The 22,134-nt window shown below is 44.9% G+C and carries 19 protein-coding genes and 1 tRNA gene; 8 read left to right on the top strand and 12 right to left on the bottom strand.

Annotated features, from left to right (window positions below; all coding sequences use genetic code 11):
- The first annotated feature begins 91 nt into the window (after positions 1–91).
- On the top strand, positions 92–352 hold the full coding sequence (locus H9625_RS09130; protein WP_158098046.1) for a hypothetical protein: 261 nt from the start codon (positions 92–94) through the stop codon (positions 350–352).
- Here the strand turns inward: H9625_RS09130 and recQ are convergent.
- From recQ to lptB, 5 genes are all read right to left on the bottom strand, one after another.
- Positions 345–2,528 (bottom strand): DNA helicase RecQ, encoded by a 2,184-nt coding sequence (gene recQ, locus H9625_RS09125; protein ID WP_191764026.1) that lies wholly within the window; start codon positions 2,526–2,528, stop codon positions 345–347. The two genes, H9625_RS09130 and recQ, sit on opposite strands and share 8 nt — an antisense overlap.
- A gap of 154 nt (positions 2,529–2,682) precedes the next feature.
- Positions 2,683–3,927, bottom strand: coding sequence for an ATP-dependent Clp protease ATP-binding subunit ClpX (gene clpX / locus H9625_RS09120; RefSeq protein ID WP_022040077.1), 1,245 nt, complete (start codon positions 3,925–3,927; stop codon positions 2,683–2,685).
- Positions 3,928–4,032: 105 nt separating this feature from the next.
- Positions 4,033–4,704, bottom strand: coding sequence for an ATP-dependent Clp endopeptidase proteolytic subunit ClpP (gene clpP / locus H9625_RS09115; RefSeq protein ID WP_022040078.1), 672 nt, complete (start codon positions 4,702–4,704; stop codon positions 4,033–4,035).
- Between the two features lie 176 nt (positions 4,705–4,880).
- The gene (tig, locus tag H9625_RS09110) at positions 4,881–6,227 is read right to left on the bottom strand and encodes a trigger factor (RefSeq protein WP_191764025.1); all 1,347 of its coding nucleotides are present in this window, start codon (positions 6,225–6,227) and stop codon (positions 4,881–4,883) included.
- A gap of 126 nt (positions 6,228–6,353) precedes the next feature.
- Positions 6,354–7,172 (bottom strand): LPS export ABC transporter ATP-binding protein, encoded by an 819-nt coding sequence (gene lptB, locus H9625_RS09105; protein ID WP_191764024.1) that lies wholly within the window; start codon positions 7,170–7,172, stop codon positions 6,354–6,356.
- Between the two features lie 153 nt (positions 7,173–7,325).
- Between lptB and H9625_RS09100 the strand changes: the two genes are divergently transcribed.
- Both H9625_RS09100 and H9625_RS09095 read left to right on the top strand, forming a co-directional pair.
- The gene (locus H9625_RS09100; RefSeq protein ID WP_022040081.1) at positions 7,326–8,066 is read left to right on the top strand and encodes an MlaE family ABC transporter permease; all 741 of its coding nucleotides are present in this window, start codon (positions 7,326–7,328) and stop codon (positions 8,064–8,066) included.
- A gap of 13 nt (positions 8,067–8,079) precedes the next feature.
- Positions 8,080–8,847 (top strand): ABC transporter ATP-binding protein, encoded by a 768-nt coding sequence (locus H9625_RS09095; RefSeq protein WP_022040082.1) that lies wholly within the window; start codon positions 8,080–8,082, stop codon positions 8,845–8,847.
- 101 nt (positions 8,848–8,948) lie between these two features.
- Here H9625_RS09095 and H9625_RS09090 read toward each other — a convergent pair whose 3' ends face one another.
- The 4 genes from H9625_RS09090 to H9625_RS09075 form a co-directional block, all read right to left on the bottom strand.
- The gene (locus H9625_RS09090) at positions 8,949–9,746 is read right to left on the bottom strand and encodes a MotA/TolQ/ExbB proton channel family protein (protein ID WP_191764023.1); all 798 of its coding nucleotides are present in this window, start codon (positions 9,744–9,746) and stop codon (positions 8,949–8,951) included.
- A gap of 51 nt (positions 9,747–9,797) precedes the next feature.
- Positions 9,798–9,885, bottom strand: a tRNA-Ser gene (locus H9625_RS09085).
- A gap of 103 nt (positions 9,886–9,988) precedes the next feature.
- Positions 9,989–10,768, bottom strand: a complete 780-nt coding sequence (locus H9625_RS09080; protein ID WP_191764022.1) for a TatD family hydrolase — start codon at positions 10,766–10,768, stop codon at positions 9,989–9,991.
- Positions 10,769–10,791: 23 nt separating this feature from the next.
- Entirely contained in the window at positions 10,792–11,751 is a 960-nt protein-coding gene (locus H9625_RS09075) for a polyprenyl synthetase family protein (RefSeq protein WP_394354928.1), read from the bottom strand.
- 163 nt (positions 11,752–11,914) lie between these two features.
- Between H9625_RS09075 and cmk the strand changes: the two genes are divergently transcribed.
- From cmk to pfkA, 3 genes are all read left to right on the top strand, one after another.
- Entirely contained in the window at positions 11,915–12,607 is a 693-nt protein-coding gene (gene cmk / locus H9625_RS09070; protein ID WP_022040086.1) for a (d)CMP kinase, read from the top strand.
- Entirely contained in the window at positions 12,600–13,496 is an 897-nt protein-coding gene (locus tag H9625_RS09065; RefSeq protein WP_087208537.1) for a 4-hydroxy-3-methylbut-2-enyl diphosphate reductase, read from the top strand. Before cmk ends, H9625_RS09065 begins: the two co-directional genes overlap by 8 nt.
- 84 nt (positions 13,497–13,580) lie before the next feature.
- Positions 13,581–14,561 carry a 6-phosphofructokinase gene (gene pfkA, locus H9625_RS09060; protein ID WP_013619221.1) on the top strand — a complete coding sequence of 327 codons (981 nt, stop codon included), beginning with the start codon at positions 13,581–13,583 and terminating at the stop codon, positions 14,559–14,561.
- 90 nt (positions 14,562–14,651) lie between these two features.
- On the opposite strand, the gene H9625_RS09055 is transcribed toward pfkA, so the two are convergent.
- Positions 14,652–15,497 (bottom strand): CvfB family protein, encoded by an 846-nt coding sequence (locus H9625_RS09055; protein ID WP_191764021.1) that lies wholly within the window; start codon positions 15,495–15,497, stop codon positions 14,652–14,654.
- A 110-nt stretch (positions 15,498–15,607) separates the two neighbouring features.
- Between H9625_RS09055 and H9625_RS09050 the strand changes: the two genes are divergently transcribed.
- Both H9625_RS09050 and H9625_RS09045 read left to right on the top strand, forming a co-directional pair.
- Positions 15,608–16,459, top strand: coding sequence for an endonuclease/exonuclease/phosphatase family protein (locus H9625_RS09050; protein ID WP_191764019.1), 852 nt, complete (start codon positions 15,608–15,610; stop codon positions 16,457–16,459).
- Between the two features lie 64 nt (positions 16,460–16,523).
- On the top strand, positions 16,524–17,330 hold the full coding sequence (locus H9625_RS09045; protein ID WP_191764033.1) for a helix-turn-helix domain-containing protein: 807 nt from the start codon (positions 16,524–16,526) through the stop codon (positions 17,328–17,330).
- A gap of 11 nt (positions 17,331–17,341) precedes the next feature.
- Here H9625_RS09045 and H9625_RS09040 read toward each other — a convergent pair whose 3' ends face one another.
- Both H9625_RS09040 and H9625_RS09035 read right to left on the bottom strand, forming a co-directional pair.
- Positions 17,342–18,838: a RagB/SusD family nutrient uptake outer membrane protein gene (locus H9625_RS09040; RefSeq protein ID WP_191764017.1), complete on the bottom strand. Its 1,497-nt coding sequence runs from the start codon at positions 18,836–18,838 to the stop codon at positions 17,342–17,344.
- A gap of 22 nt (positions 18,839–18,860) precedes the next feature.
- Positions 18,861–21,944, bottom strand: a complete 3,084-nt coding sequence (locus H9625_RS09035) for a SusC/RagA family TonB-linked outer membrane protein (protein ID WP_191764015.1) — start codon at positions 21,942–21,944, stop codon at positions 18,861–18,863.
- Positions 21,945–22,134: the final 190 nt, after the last annotated feature.

The raw sequence follows: 22,134 nt of genomic DNA, 5'->3' as shown, positions 1-22,134 counted from the left end.
TCACATTCAGCCTCCTTACACTTACTTTGGCATACGGCATTTCCTTTCCTCGTGGTCTAATATTCAGAAGCTGTTTTGAATTTATCGTGCAATGATTTGGGATGAGTTTTTGAGGCATTTTCGCTTCTGTGATGAGGAAGATAGCGGGCTATCTGACGAAGAACAGGGGCGAAAAAGACCAAAAAATCGCCCAAAGCACACACGAAAACGTATACATCAAGACAAGAAAAACTTTTTGGAGAAATTCAAAACAGCTTCTCATATAAAAAGGAACCATGACAAATGTTCCGTCATGATTCCTTCCTCATATTTCCGCACATTGTCCGATAACGGACCTACAACTATCAATTAGCCATTTCTGAAATGAACTTGATGCGCACCAACCGGATTTCTTCTTCCGTATAATCACCTCCCAGCTCACTCATGGCATCGTCTATCTTGTCTGTAGTAGACTCTTTGAAATAATCATAAATATCAAGCATGTGGTCTTCATCCATGACTTCTTCCAAAAAGTAATCGATATTCAGTTTTGTGCCAGAATAGACTATAGCCTCGATTTCATCAAGCAATTCATTAAATTCGATTCCTTTTGCTACAGCTATGTCATCAAGCGCTACTTTACGGTCAATACTTTGAATAATAGAGACTTTCAGTTTCGACTTATTGGCAACTGTACGCACACGCAAATCTTCCGGACGGTCGATTTCGTTCTCCTCACAATGCTTCTTGATCAAATCGCAGAACTCCTGTCCGTAACGTTTAGCCTTACCGGCACCCACTCCCGGAATATTCTGCAGTTCCTCCAATGTTATCGGATAGATGGTAGCCATTGCTTCCAACGACGGATCCTGAAATATGACATAAGGCGGTACATCCAGTTTCTTTGACATCTTCTTGCGCAAATCTTTCAGCATAGAGAACAGCACCGGATCAACGGCACACGAAGCACCGCCGCGCATCGGCACGTCTTCGATTTCTTCTTCATCGAAATCTGTATCTTCTACAATCTTGAACGATTTAGGCTTCTTCAAGAACTTGCGTCCCTCAGCCGTCACTTTCAGCAAGCCATAGTTTTCTACATCTTTACTTAAATATCCGGCAATCAGCGCCTGGCGAATCACGGCATTCCACAACCTTTCTTCTTCGCCCATACCCGAACCGAACACTTCCAGTTCTTCGTGTTTGTGCGCCAATACCTCGCTTGTCTCTTTTCCCAAAAGGATATCAACAATATAATCTTGTTTAAAGTTTTCTTTAACTGCAATGATTGTTTCAATCACTGCACACAATGAATCCTGAGCCTCCACTTGTTTCTTCGGATTTAAACAGTTATCACAATTACCACAATTATCTTCTGTATATTCTTCACCGAAGTAATGCAACAACACCTTTCTACGGCACACTGATGATTCGGCATAAGCTGCAGTTTCCAACAGTAATTGCTTTCCAATTTCCTGTTCGGAAACAGGCTTTCCCTGCATAAATTTTTCCAACTTCTGCAAGTCTTTGTTCGAATAGAACGTTATACATTGGCCTTCCCCTCCGTCACGTCCAGCACGCCCAGTTTCCTGATAATACCCTTCCAGGCTTTTCGGCATATCATAATGAATTACAAACCGGACATCCGGCTTGTCTATTCCCATACCGAAAGCAATGGTGGCAACAATCACATCAACGTCTTCCTTCAAAAAAGCATCCTGATTGGCATTCCGTGTAGCCGAATCCATACCGGCATGATAAGGACGCGCCTTAATGCCATTTGCCTGAAGGATTTCGGCAAGCTCCTCCACTTTCTTCCGGCTCAAACAATAAATGATACCTGATTTTTCCGGATTCTGCTTAATGAAACGGATAATATCCTTGTCTATATTATTGGTCTTAGGACGTACCTCATAATACAAGTTCGGACGATTGAAAGAAGACTTGAACTCAGTTGCATCCACTATCCCTAAATTTTTCTGGATATCCATTTTTACTTTAGGTGTAGCCGTTGCCGTCAATGCTATCACCGGAGCTTTTCCGATTTCATTGATAATCGGCCGAATACGGCGGTATTCCGGACGGAAGTCATGTCCCCATTCAGAAATGCAGTGCGCCTCATCAATTGCATAAAAAGAGATTTTTACATGCTTCAGGAAATCAACATTTTCTTCTTTCGTCAATGATTCGGGAGCCACATACAACAACTTGGTTTTTCCAGCCAAGATGTCCGACTTCACCTGATCAATCGCTGATTTCGTGAGTGAAGAATTAATGAAATGCGCTACTCCATCTTCTTCGCTGTAGTTGCGCATCGCATCTACCTGATTTTTCATCAGAGCAATGAGCGGAGATATCACGATAGCCGTACCTTCCATCAATAAGGAAGGCAACTGATAACACAAAGATTTCCCTCCACCGGTAGGCATTAACACAAATGTATCTTTGCCTGCCAGCAGGTTACGAATAATAGCTTCCTGGTTTCCCTTAAATGTATCGAAACCGAAATACTTTTTCAATTGTGCTGCTAAATTGATGTTTTCCGCCATTGTCTCTTCATTTTAAGTGATGTTAGTATTCAAGTTTTTCAAGAGAATAATTCCTTTTTCCTCTTAACAAAGTTATAAACAAGTTTTGATATTATGCAAATTTCTTAGGAATAAATTCAAGAAAAAACTACTTTTTTCATCACTTTCCATGTTTTTAAGCCATTTGAAGACGCGAGATGTTCGCTTTTCCCATCTGTTCTTTCGCATAATCGAGCGTCACGACAAAGGTATCCACCTTGTGCGAAGGAACCTCGAACATCGTGTCCATCATAATGGTTTCCACGATGGAGCGCAAGCCGCGGGCTCCCAACTTATACTCGATAGCCTTATCGACAATATATTCGAACACCTCCGGCTCGAACTCCAATTTCACGCCATCCATTTCGAACAATTTGATATATTGCCTGATAATGGAATTCTTGGGTTCGGTCAGAATGTTGCGCAATGCCGTACGGTCCAACGGATTCAGATAAGTCAGTATCGGCAAACGTCCGATAATTTCAGGAATCAGGCCGAATGACTTCAAGTCTTGAGGTGCAATATACTGCATCAAGTTCTTGCGGTCGATATTCACCGTATTCTTTGCTGCACCATATCCTACCACGTGCGTATTCAGGCGCTGGGCAATCTTACGTTCTATCCCATCGAACGCCCCTCCACAAATAAACAAGATGTTCTTTGTATTTACCGGAATAAGCTTCTGCTCCGGATGCTTACGTCCGCCCTGAGGAGGCACATTGACGATAGACCCTTCCAAGAGCTTCAGCAAACCTTGCTGAACCCCTTCACCACTGACGTCACGGGTAATAGAAGGATTATCCCCCTTACGGGCTATCTTGTCTATTTCATCAATAAACACAATACCTCGTTCTGCCTCGGCAACATTGTAGTCTGCTACCTGCAACAGGCGGGTGAGGATGCTTTCGATATCTTCGCCCACATAACCGGCTTCGGTCAAGACCGTAGCATCGACAATGGTAAAAGGTACGTGCAGCAACTTGGCTATGGTGCGCGCCAGCAATGTCTTTCCAGTTCCGGTGCTTCCTACCATTATGATATTCGACTTCTCGATTTCCACATCATCTTTGCTCTCGGGCTGCAACAAACGCTTGTAATGATTGTAAACAGCCACCGAAAGGTAACGCTTGGCACTATCTTGCCCGATGACGTATTGGTCAAGAAACTCCTTGATTTCTTTCGGTTTCGGTAAATCCTGCAAATTCAGATTCAAACCGTTTCCTTTCTGGCGAACAGCTTCCTGTACGATTTCATGCGCCTGTTCGGCACAACTGTCGCAAATACATCCGTTGACCCCCGTTATCAAAAAGCCCACTTCATTTTCCGACCGTCCACAAAAGCTGCAACGCCGTTTGCCTCTTTGATTCGTTTTATCTTCCAATTTTCTTGTTTTTTAGTTGAAAAAGTCAACAAGCTGGCAAGACTTCTTAATTACCATTCAGGTCTTTGCCAACTTGTTATCTGATACTTTGTTTACTCGTTAATACTACAATACCGGTTTACGCGACAACACTTCGTCAATCATACCATATTCCTTGGCCTCTTGTGCTGTCATCCAGTAATCACGGTCCGAGTCTGCCCATACCTTATCGAAATCGGTATGCGAATGTTCGGCGATAATCGTGTACAATTCTTTCTTCAATTTCTGTATTTCACGTGCCGTAATCTCAATGTCGGATGCCTGACCCTGTGCTCCTCCCATCGGCTGATGAATCATCACCCGTGAATGCGTCAACGCAGACCGCTTGCCTTCCTTGCCAGCCACCAGCAACACCGCAGCCATCGAAGCAGCCATACCGGTACAAATGGTAGCCACATCACTACCGATAAACTGCATTGTGTCATAAATACCCAGACCGGCATATACCGACCCGCCCGGAGAATTGATATAAATAGAAATGTCTTTACCCGAATCTACTGAATCCAGATACAGCAGCTGTGCCTGCAAGGTATTGGCTGTATAATCATCAATCTGGGTTCCGAGGAAAATGATGCGGTCCATCATCAAACGCGAGAACACATCAAGCTGCGTCACATTCAGCTGACGTTCTTCCAAAATATAAGGATTCAAATAACCTGCCTGCGACTTGATTACGTCATCAAGCACCATGCTGTTCATGCCTAAATGCTTGACAGCATATTTTCTAAAATCATCCATTCGTCTATTAAGTTTTTAATTGTGTTTTAATCTGAATAAAAAGAGAAGCTTTTAAACTGGCCTCTTCTTTCCGCTTGGGCAAAAGTACAAAAACTTCCACTCACTTAACGGAATGCCAAATTAAAAGCTCCTCTTTTAGCAAGTTTTAGCAATTCGCCTTCACCACAGGAAGGAAATCACTCAAACATCTTATTGAATTCTTCTGCCGAAACGGCCTTGTGGTTTAATGTAACCTGTGCTTTCAATGCTTCTGCCAGCTTGCTTTCCACAGCACGGTTTACCAAAGCTTCCACACTTTCGCGTTTCTTCAACATTTCCTTCGAATAGTTATCCAGCAGTTCATCCGGAACATTGATCATGCCATACTGGGCAAATTGAGCACGAGTAGCTTCCTTGGCCATTTCGTTGATATCTGCCTGTTCTATTTTAATTCCGTTGGCAGCCACCAGTTTTTCCTTAATCAGGTGCCAAGTCAGTTCTTCCAGGCTCTTCTCATAGTGTTCTGAAACGAACTCTTCGCCTTTATCCTTGTTGTTTTCCAGCATGATGCGCTTCATCAACTCATCAGCGAACTGCAATTTTCCGATTTTTCCGGATACATACGAGCGCACATCAATCAAGAATTTATAATCACTGTCTGCTTCGTATTGCTTGGCAATGGTTTCCTTGATTTGTGCACGGAATTCCTCTTCACTATGCGCCTTGCCTTCACCCAAAACCAGATCGAACAGTTCCTGATTCAAGTCTCCCGGAATCATACGTGTAATCTCTTCTATCTGGAAGCTGAAATTGCCGGTATGTGCACCCACTTCTTCTTTCTTGATTTTCAAAAGTGACGACAATTCGGCTTCATTGTTGTCGAAAGCAACAGACGGGTTGAACACCAACACAGTATTCACTTTCGCACCGTTGAATACAGCCTTCTGGTCATCATTCTTCATATAAGTAGGCATCATTACTGCACCTTCTACCTGAATGCCGCCTTCTTTGGTATTTCCGTTTTCATCCAATTCGGCAAGCAAACCTTTCAACAAATCATTGTCCTGATAGTCTTCCACCTTTTCATATTTGGCCGTACGCTGAGTATACAACTTCACCTGTTGGTCTACCATCTCGTCTGTGACATTGATGTCGTAATAATCAATGGTATCAGCAGCCGACAAATCTACTGTAAATTCGGGAGCCAAGGCAATATCGAAAGAGAATTCAAAGTTTTCGTCATTGGCAAAATCTACATTGCTTTCTTTGGGAAGCGGAGCGCCCAACATATCCACTTTATTTTCACGAATATATTCGTTCACCTTTTCCTGCATCAATTTGTCAACTTCCTCTACCAATACTGACGTACCATACTGCTTCTTGAGCAATGTCATCGGAACCATGCCTTTGCGAAATCCCGGCATATTCACGTTCTGACGAAGCTTTTTCAATGTTTTTTCTACTTTTTCCTGATAGTCAGCTTTTTCAATCTGAACGGTAAGCACCGCGCTCACCTTGTCTACATTTTGCAATGAAATATTCATTTCCGACTTATTGTTTTAATTACTACTATATTTCCTATTCAATTTTTGAGGTTGCAAAAATAGTGTTTAATCTTACAATAACCAAAAAGTCAACGTAAAATTTCACAAAACACCTGGCAGATAATGCTATTCGCGTATATCTCTCATCTGAAAATCTTTCCGGCGGAGCACAAAACTGTTACTCAAATATTTCTCACGCACAATCTTGTTGGTCGCCAGTTCCTCGGGTGTGCCTTGAAACAAGATTTTACCTTCGAACAACAGGTAAGCCCGGTCAGTAATGCTCAATGTTTCCTGCACATTATGGTCGGTAATCAGAATGCCGATGTTCTTATCTTTCAATCTCCATACAATATGCTGGATGTCTTCTACAGCAATAGGGTCGACTCCGGCAAAAGGCTCGTCCAACATGATAAACTTAGGGTCGATGGCTAAGCATCGGGCTATTTCCGTACGCCGACGCTCTCCCCCTGACAACTGGTCCCCCAAGTTCTTCCGGACCTTCTGCAGACGAAATTCGGCTATAAGACTTTCCAGCTTTTCCTTCTGATACTCTTTTGAAGTCTTGGTCAGCTCCAATACTGAAGCGATATTGTCTTCCACGCTCATCTTCCTGAATACGGAAGCTTCCTGCGCCAGATAACCGATACCGTTCTGCGCACGCTTGTACACCGGATAGCTGGTTATATCCTGGTCGTTCAAGTAAATATGTCCCTCATTGGGCACAATCAGTCCCGTCGTCATATAAAAAGAAGTGGTCTTCCCTGCCCCGTTCGGCCCCAGAAGCCCCACGATTTCCCCTTGCTTCACATTAATGGAAACGTGGCTCACCACGGTACGCTTGCCATACTTCTTCACCAAATTCTCAGTACGAAGTACCATACGTCCGTCAGCCGGAAGCTCGAAATTGCCTGTAGCCTGTTGCTGGTTTTCCTGTTCTGCCATATTGCTCTAAAATTCGTTTGCGTGATAAAAATCTTCGGCAAAAGTAGTAAAAAACTTGGGTTATGTGGTCATTCGCCCTAATTTCCTCTTCCCTTTTATTATAATATAGCTAAAAAACCGTACTTTTGCACTAAAATCAGACTTGAATAAGATATGGTAAAGCCAATTTCAAACTTCGGAAAATACATCATGCTTATGGGCAGGGTATTCGCCCGTCCTGAACGGTTCAGGATGTATTTCAAACAATACGTCAACGAAATGGCACAGCTGGGCATCAATTCCATCGGAATCGTCCTGCTGATTTCCTTTTTCATCGGCGCAGTCATCTGCATCCAAATCAAGCTCAATATAGAAAGCCCTTGGATGCCACGTTTCGTGGTCGGCTATACGACCCGTGAAATCTTGTTGCTGGAATTTTCCTCCTCCATCATGTGTTTGATTCTTGCCGGAAAGGTGGGCTCGAACATTGCATCCGAACTGGGAACCATGCGCGTCACCCAACAGATAGATGCACTCGACATCATGGGTGTAAATTCGGCATCGTACCTGATTCTCCCTAAAATAATCGGACTGATGACCATGATTCCCCTTCTGGTGGTATTCAGCATCTTTGCGGGCATTATCGGAGCCTTCTGTACTGCCTGGTTTGCCGGCATCATGAATGCCACCGACCTGGAATATGGTATCCAGTACAGTTTCGTGGAATGGTATGTGTGGTGCAGTTTCATCAAGTCGTTGTTCTTTGCTTTCATCATCGCCAGCGTTTCGGCTTTCTTTGGATATACAGTCGAAGGCGGTTCCATAGCAGTGGGTAAAGCAAGTACCGACGCTGTAGTATCGAGCAGCGTACTGATTCTGTTTTCCGACCTGATTCTAACCCAATTACTCAGCTAAAGCGAAACCAATCATGATAGAAATAAAATCAATATACAAATCTTTCGAAGACAAGAATGTGCTGGAAGACATCAGCTTCACTTTCGAAAACGGGAAAACCAACCTGATTATCGGACAGAGTGGCTCGGGAAAAACCGTGCTGATGAAATGCCTGGTAGGACTGCTCGCTCCCAATAAAGGTGAAGTATTATACGACGGGCGTAACTTTCTCACAATGGACAAGAAAGAAAAAAAATCATTGCGCAGAGAAATGGGGATGATTTTCCAAAGTGCAGCTTTGTTCGATTCGCTCACCGTACTGGAAAACGTGATGTTTCCCCTCGACATGTTTTCCAACAAGAATTACAACGAGCGGGTCAAACGTGCCCAGTTTTGTCTGGACCGGGTCAACCTGCTTGATGCCCAAAAGAAATATCCCGGCGAAATAAGTGGAGGTATGCAGAAACGTGTGGCAATCGCCCGTGCCATTGCTCTTCAGCCCCAATACCTGTTTTGTGACGAACCCAACTCCGGACTGGACCCGAAGACATCGCTGGTAATTGACGAGCTGGTACACGACATTACCACAGAATACAATATGACCACCATCATCAACACCCATGACATGAACTCGGTATTAGGTATCGGCGATAGCATCCTTTACATTTACCAAGGGCACAAGGAATGGGAAGGCAACAAAGACCAGGTATTCAGTGCCACAAACGAACGGCTGAACAATTTCATCTTTGCTTCCGACCTGCTTCGGAAAGTGAAGACCGAAGAAGCCTCGAAAGTAAAATAACCTTTGCAAAAGAAATGAACCTATGTTCATCAGCCCACGAACTTATCTTCGCCCGCTGATGAACATAGGTTCATAAGCATACGGACCTATATCCGCCCATATCATCTTTTATACTTCCAGTTGTATTTCATCACCAAGTCAAGGAATGTCAAAGAGGCTTCCTTCATCCGGTTCTCCATTGTTGCAATCCGATTCTGGATGTAAATGTAAAACACATAAAGCACAATGGCCGCAACCAAAGCAAATATCATAGGAAACAGAGCCGTACGTATATTCCCCGCCATATCCGATACCGAAAATCCACCGGCATAGCAAAGAGAATCAAAAGCCATAGCCATACCAATTACTGTGCCCAATACGCCTAACGCCAACGTCGTGACAATAAACATCCTTATCCACAAGCACCTTTTCTTCAGATTACCCGATTGTACTTCCCGATAAGAAACGACCATCCGTTCTACCACATCCGAGTCCTCATCGATTCTCGACAAGCCGTGATAACAAACAGCCGCTACTGGTCCACGCGTGTTATGACAAAGATTCGTAGCTCCTTCCACATCACCTTTTTCCAATGCAGACGCTACTTTTTCCATCAATTTCCGGATATCGATATCCGCCAAGCCCAACGACAGGATACGCTCTACGCAACAAGCCAAGCCTAATACGAAAGCAATGCCGACCAATGACATCAAGCCAGAATCTCCTTCTTTCCATCCTGAGGTCAGAACTCCGGGCACACCTCTTTGCCCAGCGGTCTCAACTGTGTCCTTGTCCATCACCTCATACTCTTCCGCTTGTTCGAATCCCTTGCTAATATCTGCATCTTGAGCCCTTGCAGAATGAACCATTCCCAATGACAGAATACCTGCCACCGCGAAAAATGCAAAAAACTTCTTCATCTTGGATTTGTTTAAAGATTCATATAAGACCTGATAAATCTTACCTTGCTGCGGAGAGAACGGGATTCGAACCCGTGATACGCTTTTGACGTATACACGCTTTCCAGGCGTGCCTCTTCAACCACTCGAGCATCTCTCCTTGACTCTTATGACCGTATCTTAGAAATTCGTGTGCAAAAGTATTCTTTATTTTTGGTTTTGCCTAAGATTTGGCGTACAAAAGTCTTCCAGCAAAGATGAATTTAATATATTTTAAAAACTTTCAGTGCGTTTGCTGATGTCACAGAGGCTATTCCAGCCATCGGGACTCCATAAATCTCAGACAACCTCTCTGCTACTTTCACAATAAATGCACTTTCGTTCCGCTTTCCCCGATAAGGCACCGGAGCCAAATAAGGCGAGTCGGTCTCCAGCACCAAACGCTCTAATGGCACCGACGATGCCAATACAGCCGGTAAGGTACTCTTCTTGAATGTCACAACGCCATTTATCCCCAACATAAAACCGGGATAATCCAACAAGCGGAGCCCCTCTTCCTCTGTACCTGTAAAACTATGGAAAATACCTGTCAGACTCTTTTTGTCATACCGCGAAAGCACTTCCAACAATTCGGAACAGGCGGCACGGCAATGGATGACCAACGGCAAACCATACGTCAATGCCCATTCTATCTGTCTGTGCAACACCTCTACCTGCTCTTTCAGGTAAGTCTTGTCCCAATACAAGTCAAGTCCCACCTCTCCGATACCATAAAACCTCCTGTCTGAATGCAACCACCGTTCTACACGCTCCAGACGGATTTTCCAATCAGCATCTACCGATGTGGGATGCAATCCAATCATCGGATAACATCCTTCATGTTCGTCGCACAAAGCCAGCATCTGCTCTACCGATGCATCATCAATGTTGGGCATAAACAAACGTGTCACTCCTGCTTCACGGGCACGAATCAATGCCAGTTCGCGGTCTCCGTCAAACTCTTCGACAAACAAGTGTGTGTGTGTATCTATCAAATGAGCCATAACCCCTCCTTTCATTTATCCGGTTACAGGTTACGGTGCATCAGACCGACTACAAAATCCAACAGATGCCGCTTGTTCTCCTGCGGAACCTGCACCTGTTCCAATAAACGCATCCCTTGCCCGTAATAATCTTCTATCTTCTTCTGGCACAGTTCTCCGATTTTCTCTTTATTATATATAGCCGTCACAGCAGCTATCTTTTGTTCAGGCATATAATCTCCGGCAGTAATCCAGTGCATCAGTTCGGTACGGGTTCCGGCATCAGCTTGCTCGAAAGCCGTAATCAGCATAAAGGTTTTCTTGTTGCAAAGAATGTCTCCCCCGATATTCTTACCAAAGACTTTCGGATCGCCATACACATCCAAATAGTCATCCTGCAATTGGAAAGCCAAGCCGATCTGGATGCCGAAGTCATACAACTTCCGGGCATCTTCCTCGGATGCACCTCCTAAAATCGCCCCTATCTTCAACGAACCCGCCAACAACACCGAAGTCTTCAAGCGTATCATCTCAATGTATTCATCTACCGACACATCATTACGGTGCTCGAATTCCATATCCCATTGCTGCCCCTCGCAAACTTCCAGTGCCGTTTGCGAAAATACTTCCATTACCGGTTTGACATACTGCGTAGGACAATCTTTCATCAAGAACTGATAAGCCAAGATAATCATGGCATCGCCCGAGAGAATTGCCGTATTTTCATTCCAACGCTTATGTACCGTCGGCTTCCCTCTCCGCTTGTCTGCCTTATCCATCAAATCATCATGCAAAAGAGTAAAATTATGATATGTCTCCAGTGCAGCAGCCTGCGAAAATACAGCCTCCACATCTTCCTTATATAAGTTGTATGCCAATAGCAACAACAATGGACGGATACGTTTTCCGCCAATGGCAAGTACATATTCTATCGGTTCGTACAAACCTTTCGGGTCGCGCATATAAGCCAGTTTTTCCATATACACATGGAAAAGCCCTTGCATTTCTTTCGTGGTCAATTGTTTCATAATTCTTTGGTATAAATAATGCTCCGGAATACTCCGTACTGCAAATATAACAGAAATCTTTAAAGGGTTGTCAAGAAAGAAAAGAAATCTAACAAAAATGTGTATCTTTGAAGCGCAAACCATAAAAACGAAACAACGTATGAAAAAAATAGTCATCGCCATCGACGGTTTTTCGTCGTGCGGAAAAAGCACTATGGCAAAAGACTTGGCAAAAGAAATCGGCTATATCTATATCGACAGCGGTGCCATGTATCGTGCCGTAACCCTATATTGCATCGAACATGACTTATTCGACCCGGACGGAAACATCCGGACCGAAGCCCTCAGGCAACACATGGACGAGATACACATTACGTTTCGCATAGACACAGCCACCCAGCGCCTGCACACCTTCTTAAACGGAAAAGATGTAGAAGAACAGATACGTACACTTGAAGTGTCCTCAAAAGTCAGCCCTGTGTCAGCACTTGATTTCGTGCGCCATGCTTTGGTGCGCCAACAGCAAGACATGGGCAAAGACAAAGGCATTGTAATGGACGGACGCGATATCGGCACCGCCGTATTCCCCGATGCCGAACTGAAGATTTTTGTCACAGCTTCACCCCAAATCCGTGCCAAACGCCGCTACGATGAGTTGTGCGCCAAAGGACAGAAAGCTTCATTCGAAGATATCCTGCACAATGTAGAAGAACGCGACCGTATTGACCAGACCCGTACCGTAAGCCCCTTACGAAAAGCTGAAGATGCTATCTTACTGGACAACAGCAATCTGACACTCAGCGAACAGAAAGACTGGTTGTTGGATCAATTCAAACGCGTAGTCTATGAATAACAAGACATCCCCCCAAATAGAAATAGACGAAAGTTCAGGCTTCTGTTTCGGTGTGACTACTGCTATCCAGAAAGCCGAAGAAGAATTGTCTAAAGGTGCTCCTCTGTATTGCCTGGGAGACATCGTCCACAACGGACAAGAATGCGAACGCCTGAAAAGGCTCGGGCTCCTTACCATAGACCATGAGAAATTCGGCACACTGGAAGAAGTAAAAGTCTTACTACGGGCACACGGCGAACCTCCCTCTACATACGAACTGGCTCGGCGAAAACACATCGAAATCATCGATGCCACCTGCCCCGTCGTATTACGGCTTCAGAAGCGTATCAAGCAAGAATATGACACCCCTGCCCCTGAAGGACGAAAAAAACAAATAGTCATTTTCGGGAAAAACGGACACGCGGAAGTTTTAGGACTGGTAGGACAAACCAATGGTGAAGCTATCGTAATTGAGAATCTGGAAGAAGCCAAACAACTGGATTTCAACAAAGACATCCGGCTCTATTCACAAACTACAAAATCCCTGGACGAATTCAGAGAAATCGTTGCTTATATCCAAGCACATATTGCCCCTCATGTCACGTTCCAGTTTTACGATACCATCTGCCGGCAAGTAGCAAACCGCATGCCAGAAATACGCCGTTTTGCTGCAGCCCACGACTTGGTATTTTTCGTTTGCGGACATAAAAGCTCGAATGGAAAAATACTTTACCAAGAATGCCGCAAAGTAAACCCCAACTCTTACCAGATAGACCAACCTGAAGAAATAGACCGCAACTTGTTACAACAGGCACGTTCAATCGGCATTTGTGGAGCGACCTCTACCCCTAAATGGCTGATGGAAGCCTGTAAAGAAACCATTTTGTCACTCAACCGACAGCCCGGATAATGTCAAAAAATGGAAATATTTATTTGCTTGTAAACTAGTTTTTTGATACCTTTGCAGTATCACTATATAACGAATAACAATTTTATGGGAACTATTAAATGTATTGGTATTCTGACTTCGGGAGGAGACGCCCCAGGTATGAACGCAGCCATCCGTGCCGTAACACGCTCTGCTATCTATAACGGCTTGAGAGTAAAAGGCATTTACAGAGGATACAAGGGATTGATTACAGGAGAAATTCAAGAATTCAAAACGCAAAACGTAAGCAACATCATCCAACAGGGAGGAACAATCCTGAAAACAGCACGTTGCCAGGAATTCAAGACCCCGGAAGGACGTAAGATTGCATACGAAACGATGCAACGTGAAGAAATCGATGCCTTGATTGTCATCGGAGGGGACGGTTCGCTGACGGGAGCACGCTTGCTGGCCCAAGAATACGACATTCCGTGTATCGGCCTGCCCGGAACCATCGACAATGACCTGTATGGCACAGATACAACCATCGGTTATGACACCGCACTGAACACCATTCTGGATGCAGTGGATAAGATTCGTGATACAGCCACCTCACACGAACGTCTCTTTTTCGTAGAAGTAATGGGACGTGATGCCGGATTCCTTGCCTTGAATGGCGCTATTGCCGCAGGAGCTGAAGCTGCAATCATCCCCGAATTCAATACAGAAGTCGACCAACTGGAGGAATTCATCAAAAACGGATTCCGCAAGTCAAAGAGCAGTTCCATTGTGCTCGTTGCAGAGAGTGAAATCACGGGCGGAGCCATGCATTATGCCGAACGCGTAAAGAACGAATATCCGCAATATGACGTACGTGTCACTATCTTAGGGCACTTGCAACGCGGAGGAAGCCCCACGGCACATGACCGTATCATCGCCAGCCGTATGGGAGTAGCCAGCATCCAAGCGCTCATGGAAGGCCAGCGCAATGTAATGATCGGTATCGAAAACGACCAAATCGTATATGTGCCGTTCAGCAAAGCCATTAAAAACGACAAGCCCATTGACCGTGAATTAGTCAATGTATTGCATGAATTGTCCATCTAAGGCTTTAACACAATAAAGAATTGCCTCAAAACAGAAAATAACGTTATCTTATTCATACAGTTATCTTTCTGTTTTGAGGCAATTTCATAATCAGTCCTGAGGAACAAGACGAATGCCTTCTTTTTCCAAGACAATCAGACGTTTCTTGTATAAATCGCCGACCGCCTTTTTAAATGTTTTCTTACTTACCCCGAATGTATTGTAAATCACAGCGGCATCGGTCTTATCGTTCATCGGTGTAAATCCGCCTTGTGCCTCAATATATTGAAGCAAGGTCTCCGCAAAGTCGTCTATCTTTTCAAATCCTGCTTTCTGCAAAGCCAAATCAATCTTTCCGTCTTCACGTACCTGCCTGATATAAGCCAGGACATGTTTTCCCGGACTCAATGGCTGGAACACCTCGTTGTGATATAACATCCCGCTGAATTTATTATCCACAATGACTTTATAACCTAAATCCGTACGTTGCCATACCAACGCATCCACTTCTTCACCGGCTTCATATACCGGATGTTCTTTCGACAAGAAATGCTCCACTTTGGCAGAAGCAGCAATACGGTAACTTTCCTCATCTATGTATACATAAACAATATACTTACCACCCTTCACCATCTTTGTCTTCTGTTCCCGATAAGGGACAAACAGGTCTTTCATCAATCCCCAGTCCAAAAAAGCACCAAACTGATTGACCCACGCCACTTCCAGGCAAGCAAACTCTCCTACCTGTACATAAGGTTGGAGTGTGGTAGCTATCAGCCGCTCTTCCATATCCAGATAAATGAAAACATTCAAGACATCACTCGGAACGCAACCTTGTGGAACATAGCGTTTTGGCAACAAGATTTCCCCGTCTTCCCCACCATCCAGATACACACCGAAATCTACCTCCTTCACAACCTCTAACTGATTGTATTTTCCTAACCGTATATGACTCATAAAAATATTTTTGTTACAAAGATAGAAAGTTTTTTCCATATATTTCGTATCTTAGCCGGATATAAGGAACATCCCGTATAAAACCAACCTATCAAACCATTATAAAGATTATGAAAAGACTTTTTTTAGCCATTGCCGTTATCACATCGGCATTTTTCTCCTTACCCTGCCAGGCACAAACGATTACTTGGGCGACATTCAACATCCGGTATGATAACCCTGCCGACCAATCGAACAACTGGCAATTCCGCAAAGACACCGTCACACGGTTCATCCAGGCACAAGACATGGACATCGTAGGCATGCAAGAAGTGCTGCACAACCAATTGGAAGACCTGCTGCAGCGCCTTCCTGGCTATAAATCTATCGGAGTAGGACGCGATGACGGGAAAACCAAAGGCGAATATGCTCCTATATTATATAAGGAAGACAGATTCGAAGTATTAGACAGCAACACATTCTGGCTTTCACAATATCCTGACAGCATAGGGTTTATCGGATGGGACGGAGCCTGCACACGCATTGCAACCTGGGCGAAAATGAAAGACAGGCAAAGCGGAAAAATCTTTATGGCAGTCAACACACATTTTGACCATGTCGGTGTTACTGCCCGACGGGAAGGCGCTTTGCTGATTATCCGGAAAATAAAAGAAATAGTAGGCGACCGCCCCGCGGTACTAACGGGCGACTTCAACGTAAACGACCAATCGGAAGCTTACCGCACCATTACCTCCAACGCATTCGTACTGAAAGATGCGGCTAAGATTGCCGGCAAACAGACGGGAGTGGACTACACTTTCCACAACTTCGGGCAAATTCCTTCGGAGCAATGCGAGAAAATAGACTTTATCTTTGTCACTCCGCAAATAAAAGTACTCGACAGTTTCATTCCGAAAGAAGCGGCACCGGGAAGCAAATTCCTGTCCGACCACAATCCGCAAATCGTACACCTTATATTATAACAATATATACAAAAGACTAAGTGACATGAAACAACAAAATCAAACGGAAGACCCTACCGGCCCGATGAAAATGATATTCAACTACAACAACATTTTCTTCAGCTTCTTCTACGATGATACCAGCGGATGCATTCACCGCTCCCGTGAATTTGCCATGAATTATGTTTATTCGGGGGAAATGTTGCTCGATAACGGCAAAGAACAAATACACGTGAGCAAAGGCGAATGCGTATTTATCCCTCGCGACCATCATATCACAATGTATAAACGGACAGCCAATGGCGAAAAATATTGCGGTATTTTCCTGATGTTTACCCGCAACTTTTTAAAAGAGATGTACACCAAATCCGAACAATACAAAGCGCCGGCAAATACTCCTAAATTAGATTTGGGAGTCATCAAACTGCCCAAAACAGCGGAAATCACCAGCCTTTTCGCCTCCATGACTCCTTATTTCGACCCCGATGTAAAACCGCAAGACGACCTTATGCAACTCAAACTGCAGGAAGGATTGCTTGCCTTGCTCCATATCGACAAGCGTTTTGCTCCTACACTTTTCGATTTCAACGAGCCCTGGAAAATAGACATTCTTGATTTCATGAACAAAAACTATATGTACGAGTTCACGATGGAAGAACTGGCACATTATACAGGCAGAAGCCTTGCCACCTTTAAACGTGACTTTAAGAAAGTGAGTAACCTTACTCCGGAGAAATGGCTGATACGGAAACGGCTGGAAGCAGCATACGACTTAATGAAAGAAGGCAGACGAAAAATAGCCGATGTATATACGGAGGTCGGCTTCAAGAACCAGTCTCATTTTTCGTCTGCTTTCAAGAAAATGTATGGCGTATCCCCTACGGCTTTGTAACCGTACGCCCTTTAACGGGGATTCTGCACCATATTCGGATTGGCATCTATTTCGGTTTGCGGGATAGGCAAAGCAATACGAAGGTCATTGGGCTGGATAGTCCATGCATCAGAAGTATCCAACGTCACCAAGTGCCAGCCCTTGTTGCGCACAATAGGCTTGCCGTTGCGCAGGAAATCAAAGAACACTTGCCCTTCACCTACCAGTTCCCGGCGCACTTCTTCCAAGATGCGGTCAATGGTAAAACCTGCAGTCGAGACCTGCATACCGGTATTCGGCGTACGCTGGCTGATTAAATCATTCAGGTAAGTACGCCCCGTTTCTGCATACGAGCCTCCTAAATGAAAGCCAGCCTCTGCAGCATTCAGATAGACTTCGGAAAGACGGATGATACAGATGTCATTGTCTTGCGGATTGCCGGTCTTTCCGGGAAACTTCGTAAGAAACACTTTCCGGTCGCGTGCCGCTTCAGGCAATCCTCCATTGTCAGGCGTAACGGAAGCAACTGTCACGCTATGACGCACATCGTCAGGGTCCTGTTCCAGCAAGTCTAAGTAGTCTTCAGTCAATATCAAGTTGTTCCAGTCGAAAGTCGCTTCATTGGCATAAACCATCGGAGCGCCTTCACCTCCTGTTCCTCCCGCAGGTTCGGTCATCGTTATATACAGTTCGAAAAGTGATTCGGACTGGAAATCCTGTCCCCATACAGCAGCATATTCACTCTGCGTATAAAGCTGATAAAGCCCTCCATTATTCTCGATGACATCCGTCGCAGCATCCCATGCCGCCTGATACTCTCCCATATCCAGATAAACACGTGAAAGCAAAGCCTGTGCCGCCCAATAATTGACATATCCGTCCGCTTTCTCACGCGTCAGGTCAGGCAAAGCCTCCGTAAAATCCGCTACAACCTGTCCGTAACATTCAGCAACCGTATTACGGGCAGGAGCCGAAGTCGGATCAGTAGGAGACGTAACAATAGGTACACCCAGAGACGTACCGTTATCATACATATAAGGCATGCCGAAGAAACGTGTCAAATTGAACAATGCCAACCCGCGCAAAACCAATGCTTCAGCCTTGATGCTTGCCAAATCCTCATCGGCAGCTCCTTCAATGCCTCCTTCCTCAATACGTTGAAGAATATTGTTCGCCTGACGGATGACAATATAAGGCTGTTGCCAAGGCAGAGTAATGTTCAGGTTATCGGTAGCCTGGACATTGTACTCGTAATAAGGAGACACACGCCGTCCGTCTCCTTTGGTAACCCGCGCCTGTACATCCATGGCACGGCAATCTCCGTAATACCAGTAATTGTCGCCATAGTAGCTATGCAAGGAAGTCTCGCGATAGACTCCGTTCAAAGCAGTTTCAATATCAGTCAGCGTAGACAAAGCCTGGTCTGTCGTGACCGAAGTAGACGGATTCAAATCAAGCCAACTATCTGAACAAGAAGTTGCCGCCAACGAAGCCGCCATCATTCCTATATATAAAGTAACTCGTTTCATACTGTTGTTTCTATCCATTGAATTAGAAAGTTAATTGTACACCAAAACTGAATGTGCGCATAGTCGGAGCTTCACAGAACACTTCGCCATTCACCGGAGTTTCCGGATCGTAATATTTCCATTTCGCCCATGTCAGCAAATTGCTTCCGGAAAAATAAACACGGGCTTTCTGCAGCAATACCTTTTGTGTCCAACGTTCGGGCAAAGTATAACCGAAAGTCAAGCTCTTCAACCGCAAATGGTCGGTACTGTGAATATAACGTGAAGAGTTTTGCGGTCCAGCCGCTTCTCCATAGACAAAACGCGGCACATCGGTCACATCACCGGGCTTCGTCCAACGGTTGAGCGTATAAACGGACAAGTTATAACCCGTACTTCCGGTTTCGTTCCCATAAATTCCAGTTGTCCCGTTTTCAATATAAGTTCCGGCTTTATCGAAAGAATATCCTCCCAACGAATAAGTCAAGGTAAAGCTCAAATCAAAGTCCCGATAACGGAATTGGTTGGTCAAACCGCCCGACACCTTCGGCTCCGCTCCCTTATAAGCGATGGCTTGAGCTGCATTTGCATCCGTCGTAAGCGAACGGTTCAGGCTTCCGTCTTCATTGGTGGTATTCAAGTAATATTGCGCCTGTCCAGTCTGCGGATCCACACCGGCGTACTCCTTTACATAAAACGTATGATACGGCAGGCCTACCTTATGAATGAACCACGTGCCTTCGATAGACTGCTCCAGCTCGCCGTTCAGCGATACAATCTTATTCCGGTTATGGCTCAAGTTGAAAATGGTAGTCCAGTTAAAACCGTTCGAAGAAAAGTTCAAGGTACGCAATTCCAATTCCACCCCTTTATTGTTCAATTGCCCCACATTGGCAAGATAACTGGTAAAACCGGTTGTAGAACTGATTGGCAAATTATACAGCAAGTCTTTCGTGTCGCGGTTATAATATTCCAGACTGATAAAGATACGGTTAATGAAAGACAAATCCAATCCGATATTCAAGTTATAGTTCTTTTCCCACTTCAAATTCGAATTCGGCTGGGACGATTCATACGAGCCCGCATTGCCGATATAGTTCTGCCCATACGAATACAAGCCCATATATCCGTATAACGAATTCGGCTGGTTTCCGTTCACACCATAGGATGCACGTATTTTCAAGTCACTCAAAATATGGCGCACAGGCTGCATGAACGATTCGTTGCCGATGTTCCACATGCCCGACACAGACCAGAAATTCCCCCAACGGTTATCCGGCGAAAGGCGCGAGCTTCCGTCCCGGCGGAAACTTCCTGCCACATAGTAGCGGTCATCATAATTATAATTCAGGCGCGACAAATACGAAATCATCCGATAAGCTTGCGTCGATGACATAAAGTCGCTCAATGAGGCGGCATTGTCCGGTTCTGTCAATATTCCGGAAGGCAAACCGAACGCCTCGCCTACGGCATGGTCGGTCTCATAACTTTCTACTTCATAGGCTGCCAGAACATCCAAATTATGCTTGTCCGCAAATGTATGCACATAATTGATAGAGGTAGACGAGTTCAGCCGTCCATATTCGATAAACCCTTTCGCTGTACGGGCATCGCTCCCGCTTTTGGGTCCCGCCGAACTGAGCGGATTGTAATAACGGGCATCCTTCTGGATATTGTAATCGTAACTCAACGTTTCCTTCAGCTTCAGTCCCTTTAGAGGTTCTATCTGGGCATATCCCGTACTGAACATACGAGTCATGCGGGTACGGTTGTAGTCGGTCAAGATATCCCGCAACGGATTCAATGAAGACCCCGGATAAGCTCCCGTATAATTGCCTTCCTCATCGCGTACAGTCATTGAGGGATTCATCGTCACAGCCACATCAAAGAAAGGATTTATGGCAGAAGTACGTTCCTCGTTCAATTCCTGGTTCATCTGCGAGAACATCATGTTAGCTCCCACTTCACCATACCTGCCAACCTTTTGAGTCAGGTTCAGACGGGCAGAATAACGTTTCAGGCTTGAGTTCTTGGCAAGCCCTTCCTGCTTGTCATACCCCAACGAAGCATAATATGTCGTGCGTTCGCTTCCTCCCGAAACCGATGCCTCATAGCGCTGCTGGGAAGCCGTACGAAGCAATTCCTTACGCCAGTCCGTATATCCCATCGAAGGAATGGAAGCATAATTGTCTATCAGCCCGTCGGCATATTCCGTGGGCGATTCCACCCCCTGGTCTGTAGCATAATTCACCAAGCCCTCATACAATAATTCACGCCGTTGGTCACCGTTCAGTGTCGGCCGGAAATCGACAGCAGAGTTTGAGAATCCTCCCGACACATTCAGCGTGACTTGCGTCCTGCCTAATTTCCCCCGTTTGGTGGTAATCAAGATAACGCCGTTAGCCGCGCGCGAACCGTAAAGCGAAGCTGCAGCCGCATCTTTAATCACCGTTATGTTTTCAATATCAGAAGGGTTCAGCGTGCTCATGATATTTGTTTTCGAATTATTCATATACGATGCGTCAAAGCCTCCTGTACTTAAATTTCCGGAAGTAACCGGCACGCCGTCAATTACGAACAAGGGTTCTTGCGACGCGTTAAACGATCCCATACCACGGATACGGATGCTTTGATTGGCACCCGGTTGCCCCGAACTTCCGGTAATGTTCACACCGGTAGTCATCCCTTCCAGTTTCTGCTCCACATTCATAACAGGAATGTCTTTCATCATATCCGCCCGCAAGGTATTGGCAGAACCGGTAAATGACGACTTGGTAAAATTACCATATCCTGTCACTACGACTTCCTGCAACATCTGATTATCAGGCTGCAAAATGATATTCAACTTGTCACGCCCATGAGGGATACGGACTTCCTGAGTTTTCATACCTACATACGAAACAATCAAAGCCTGAGTCTCAGAAGGCACATCAAGCGTATAATGCCCGTTGATATCAGTAATCGTACCTTGAGCTTCGTTTCCTTTAATGGCGATAACAGCCCCAATCAAGGGTTCGCCGTCTTCAGCCGAAGTGATAATGCCTTGCAATGTACGGTTTTGAGCGACAACCGTCTGCCCCACTAAAAACAAGGCAATGAAAATAAACAATACTTTCTCTCTTGACATAAGTTATAAATTTTTGCCTATACACTACTTCCTTTGCAAAACAAATACCAAACACTGGCTTTTCACATCCGATTCATCAAAACACATTAAACAACAACATTTTACCATTGCAAAAAATAAAGAAGGAAATCAAACCGGCAGATATTATTGTAGAAAAAATCCACAATCTGTGCAACATTGCCACACTATA

Source organism: Phocaeicola intestinalis (genome assembly GCF_014837065.1).
GTDB lineage: Bacteria > Bacteroidota > Bacteroidia > Bacteroidales > Bacteroidaceae > Phocaeicola > Phocaeicola intestinalis.
The sequence above is the reverse complement of the archived record's forward strand: the minus strand, read 5'-3'. Positions and strand labels throughout refer to the sequence as shown.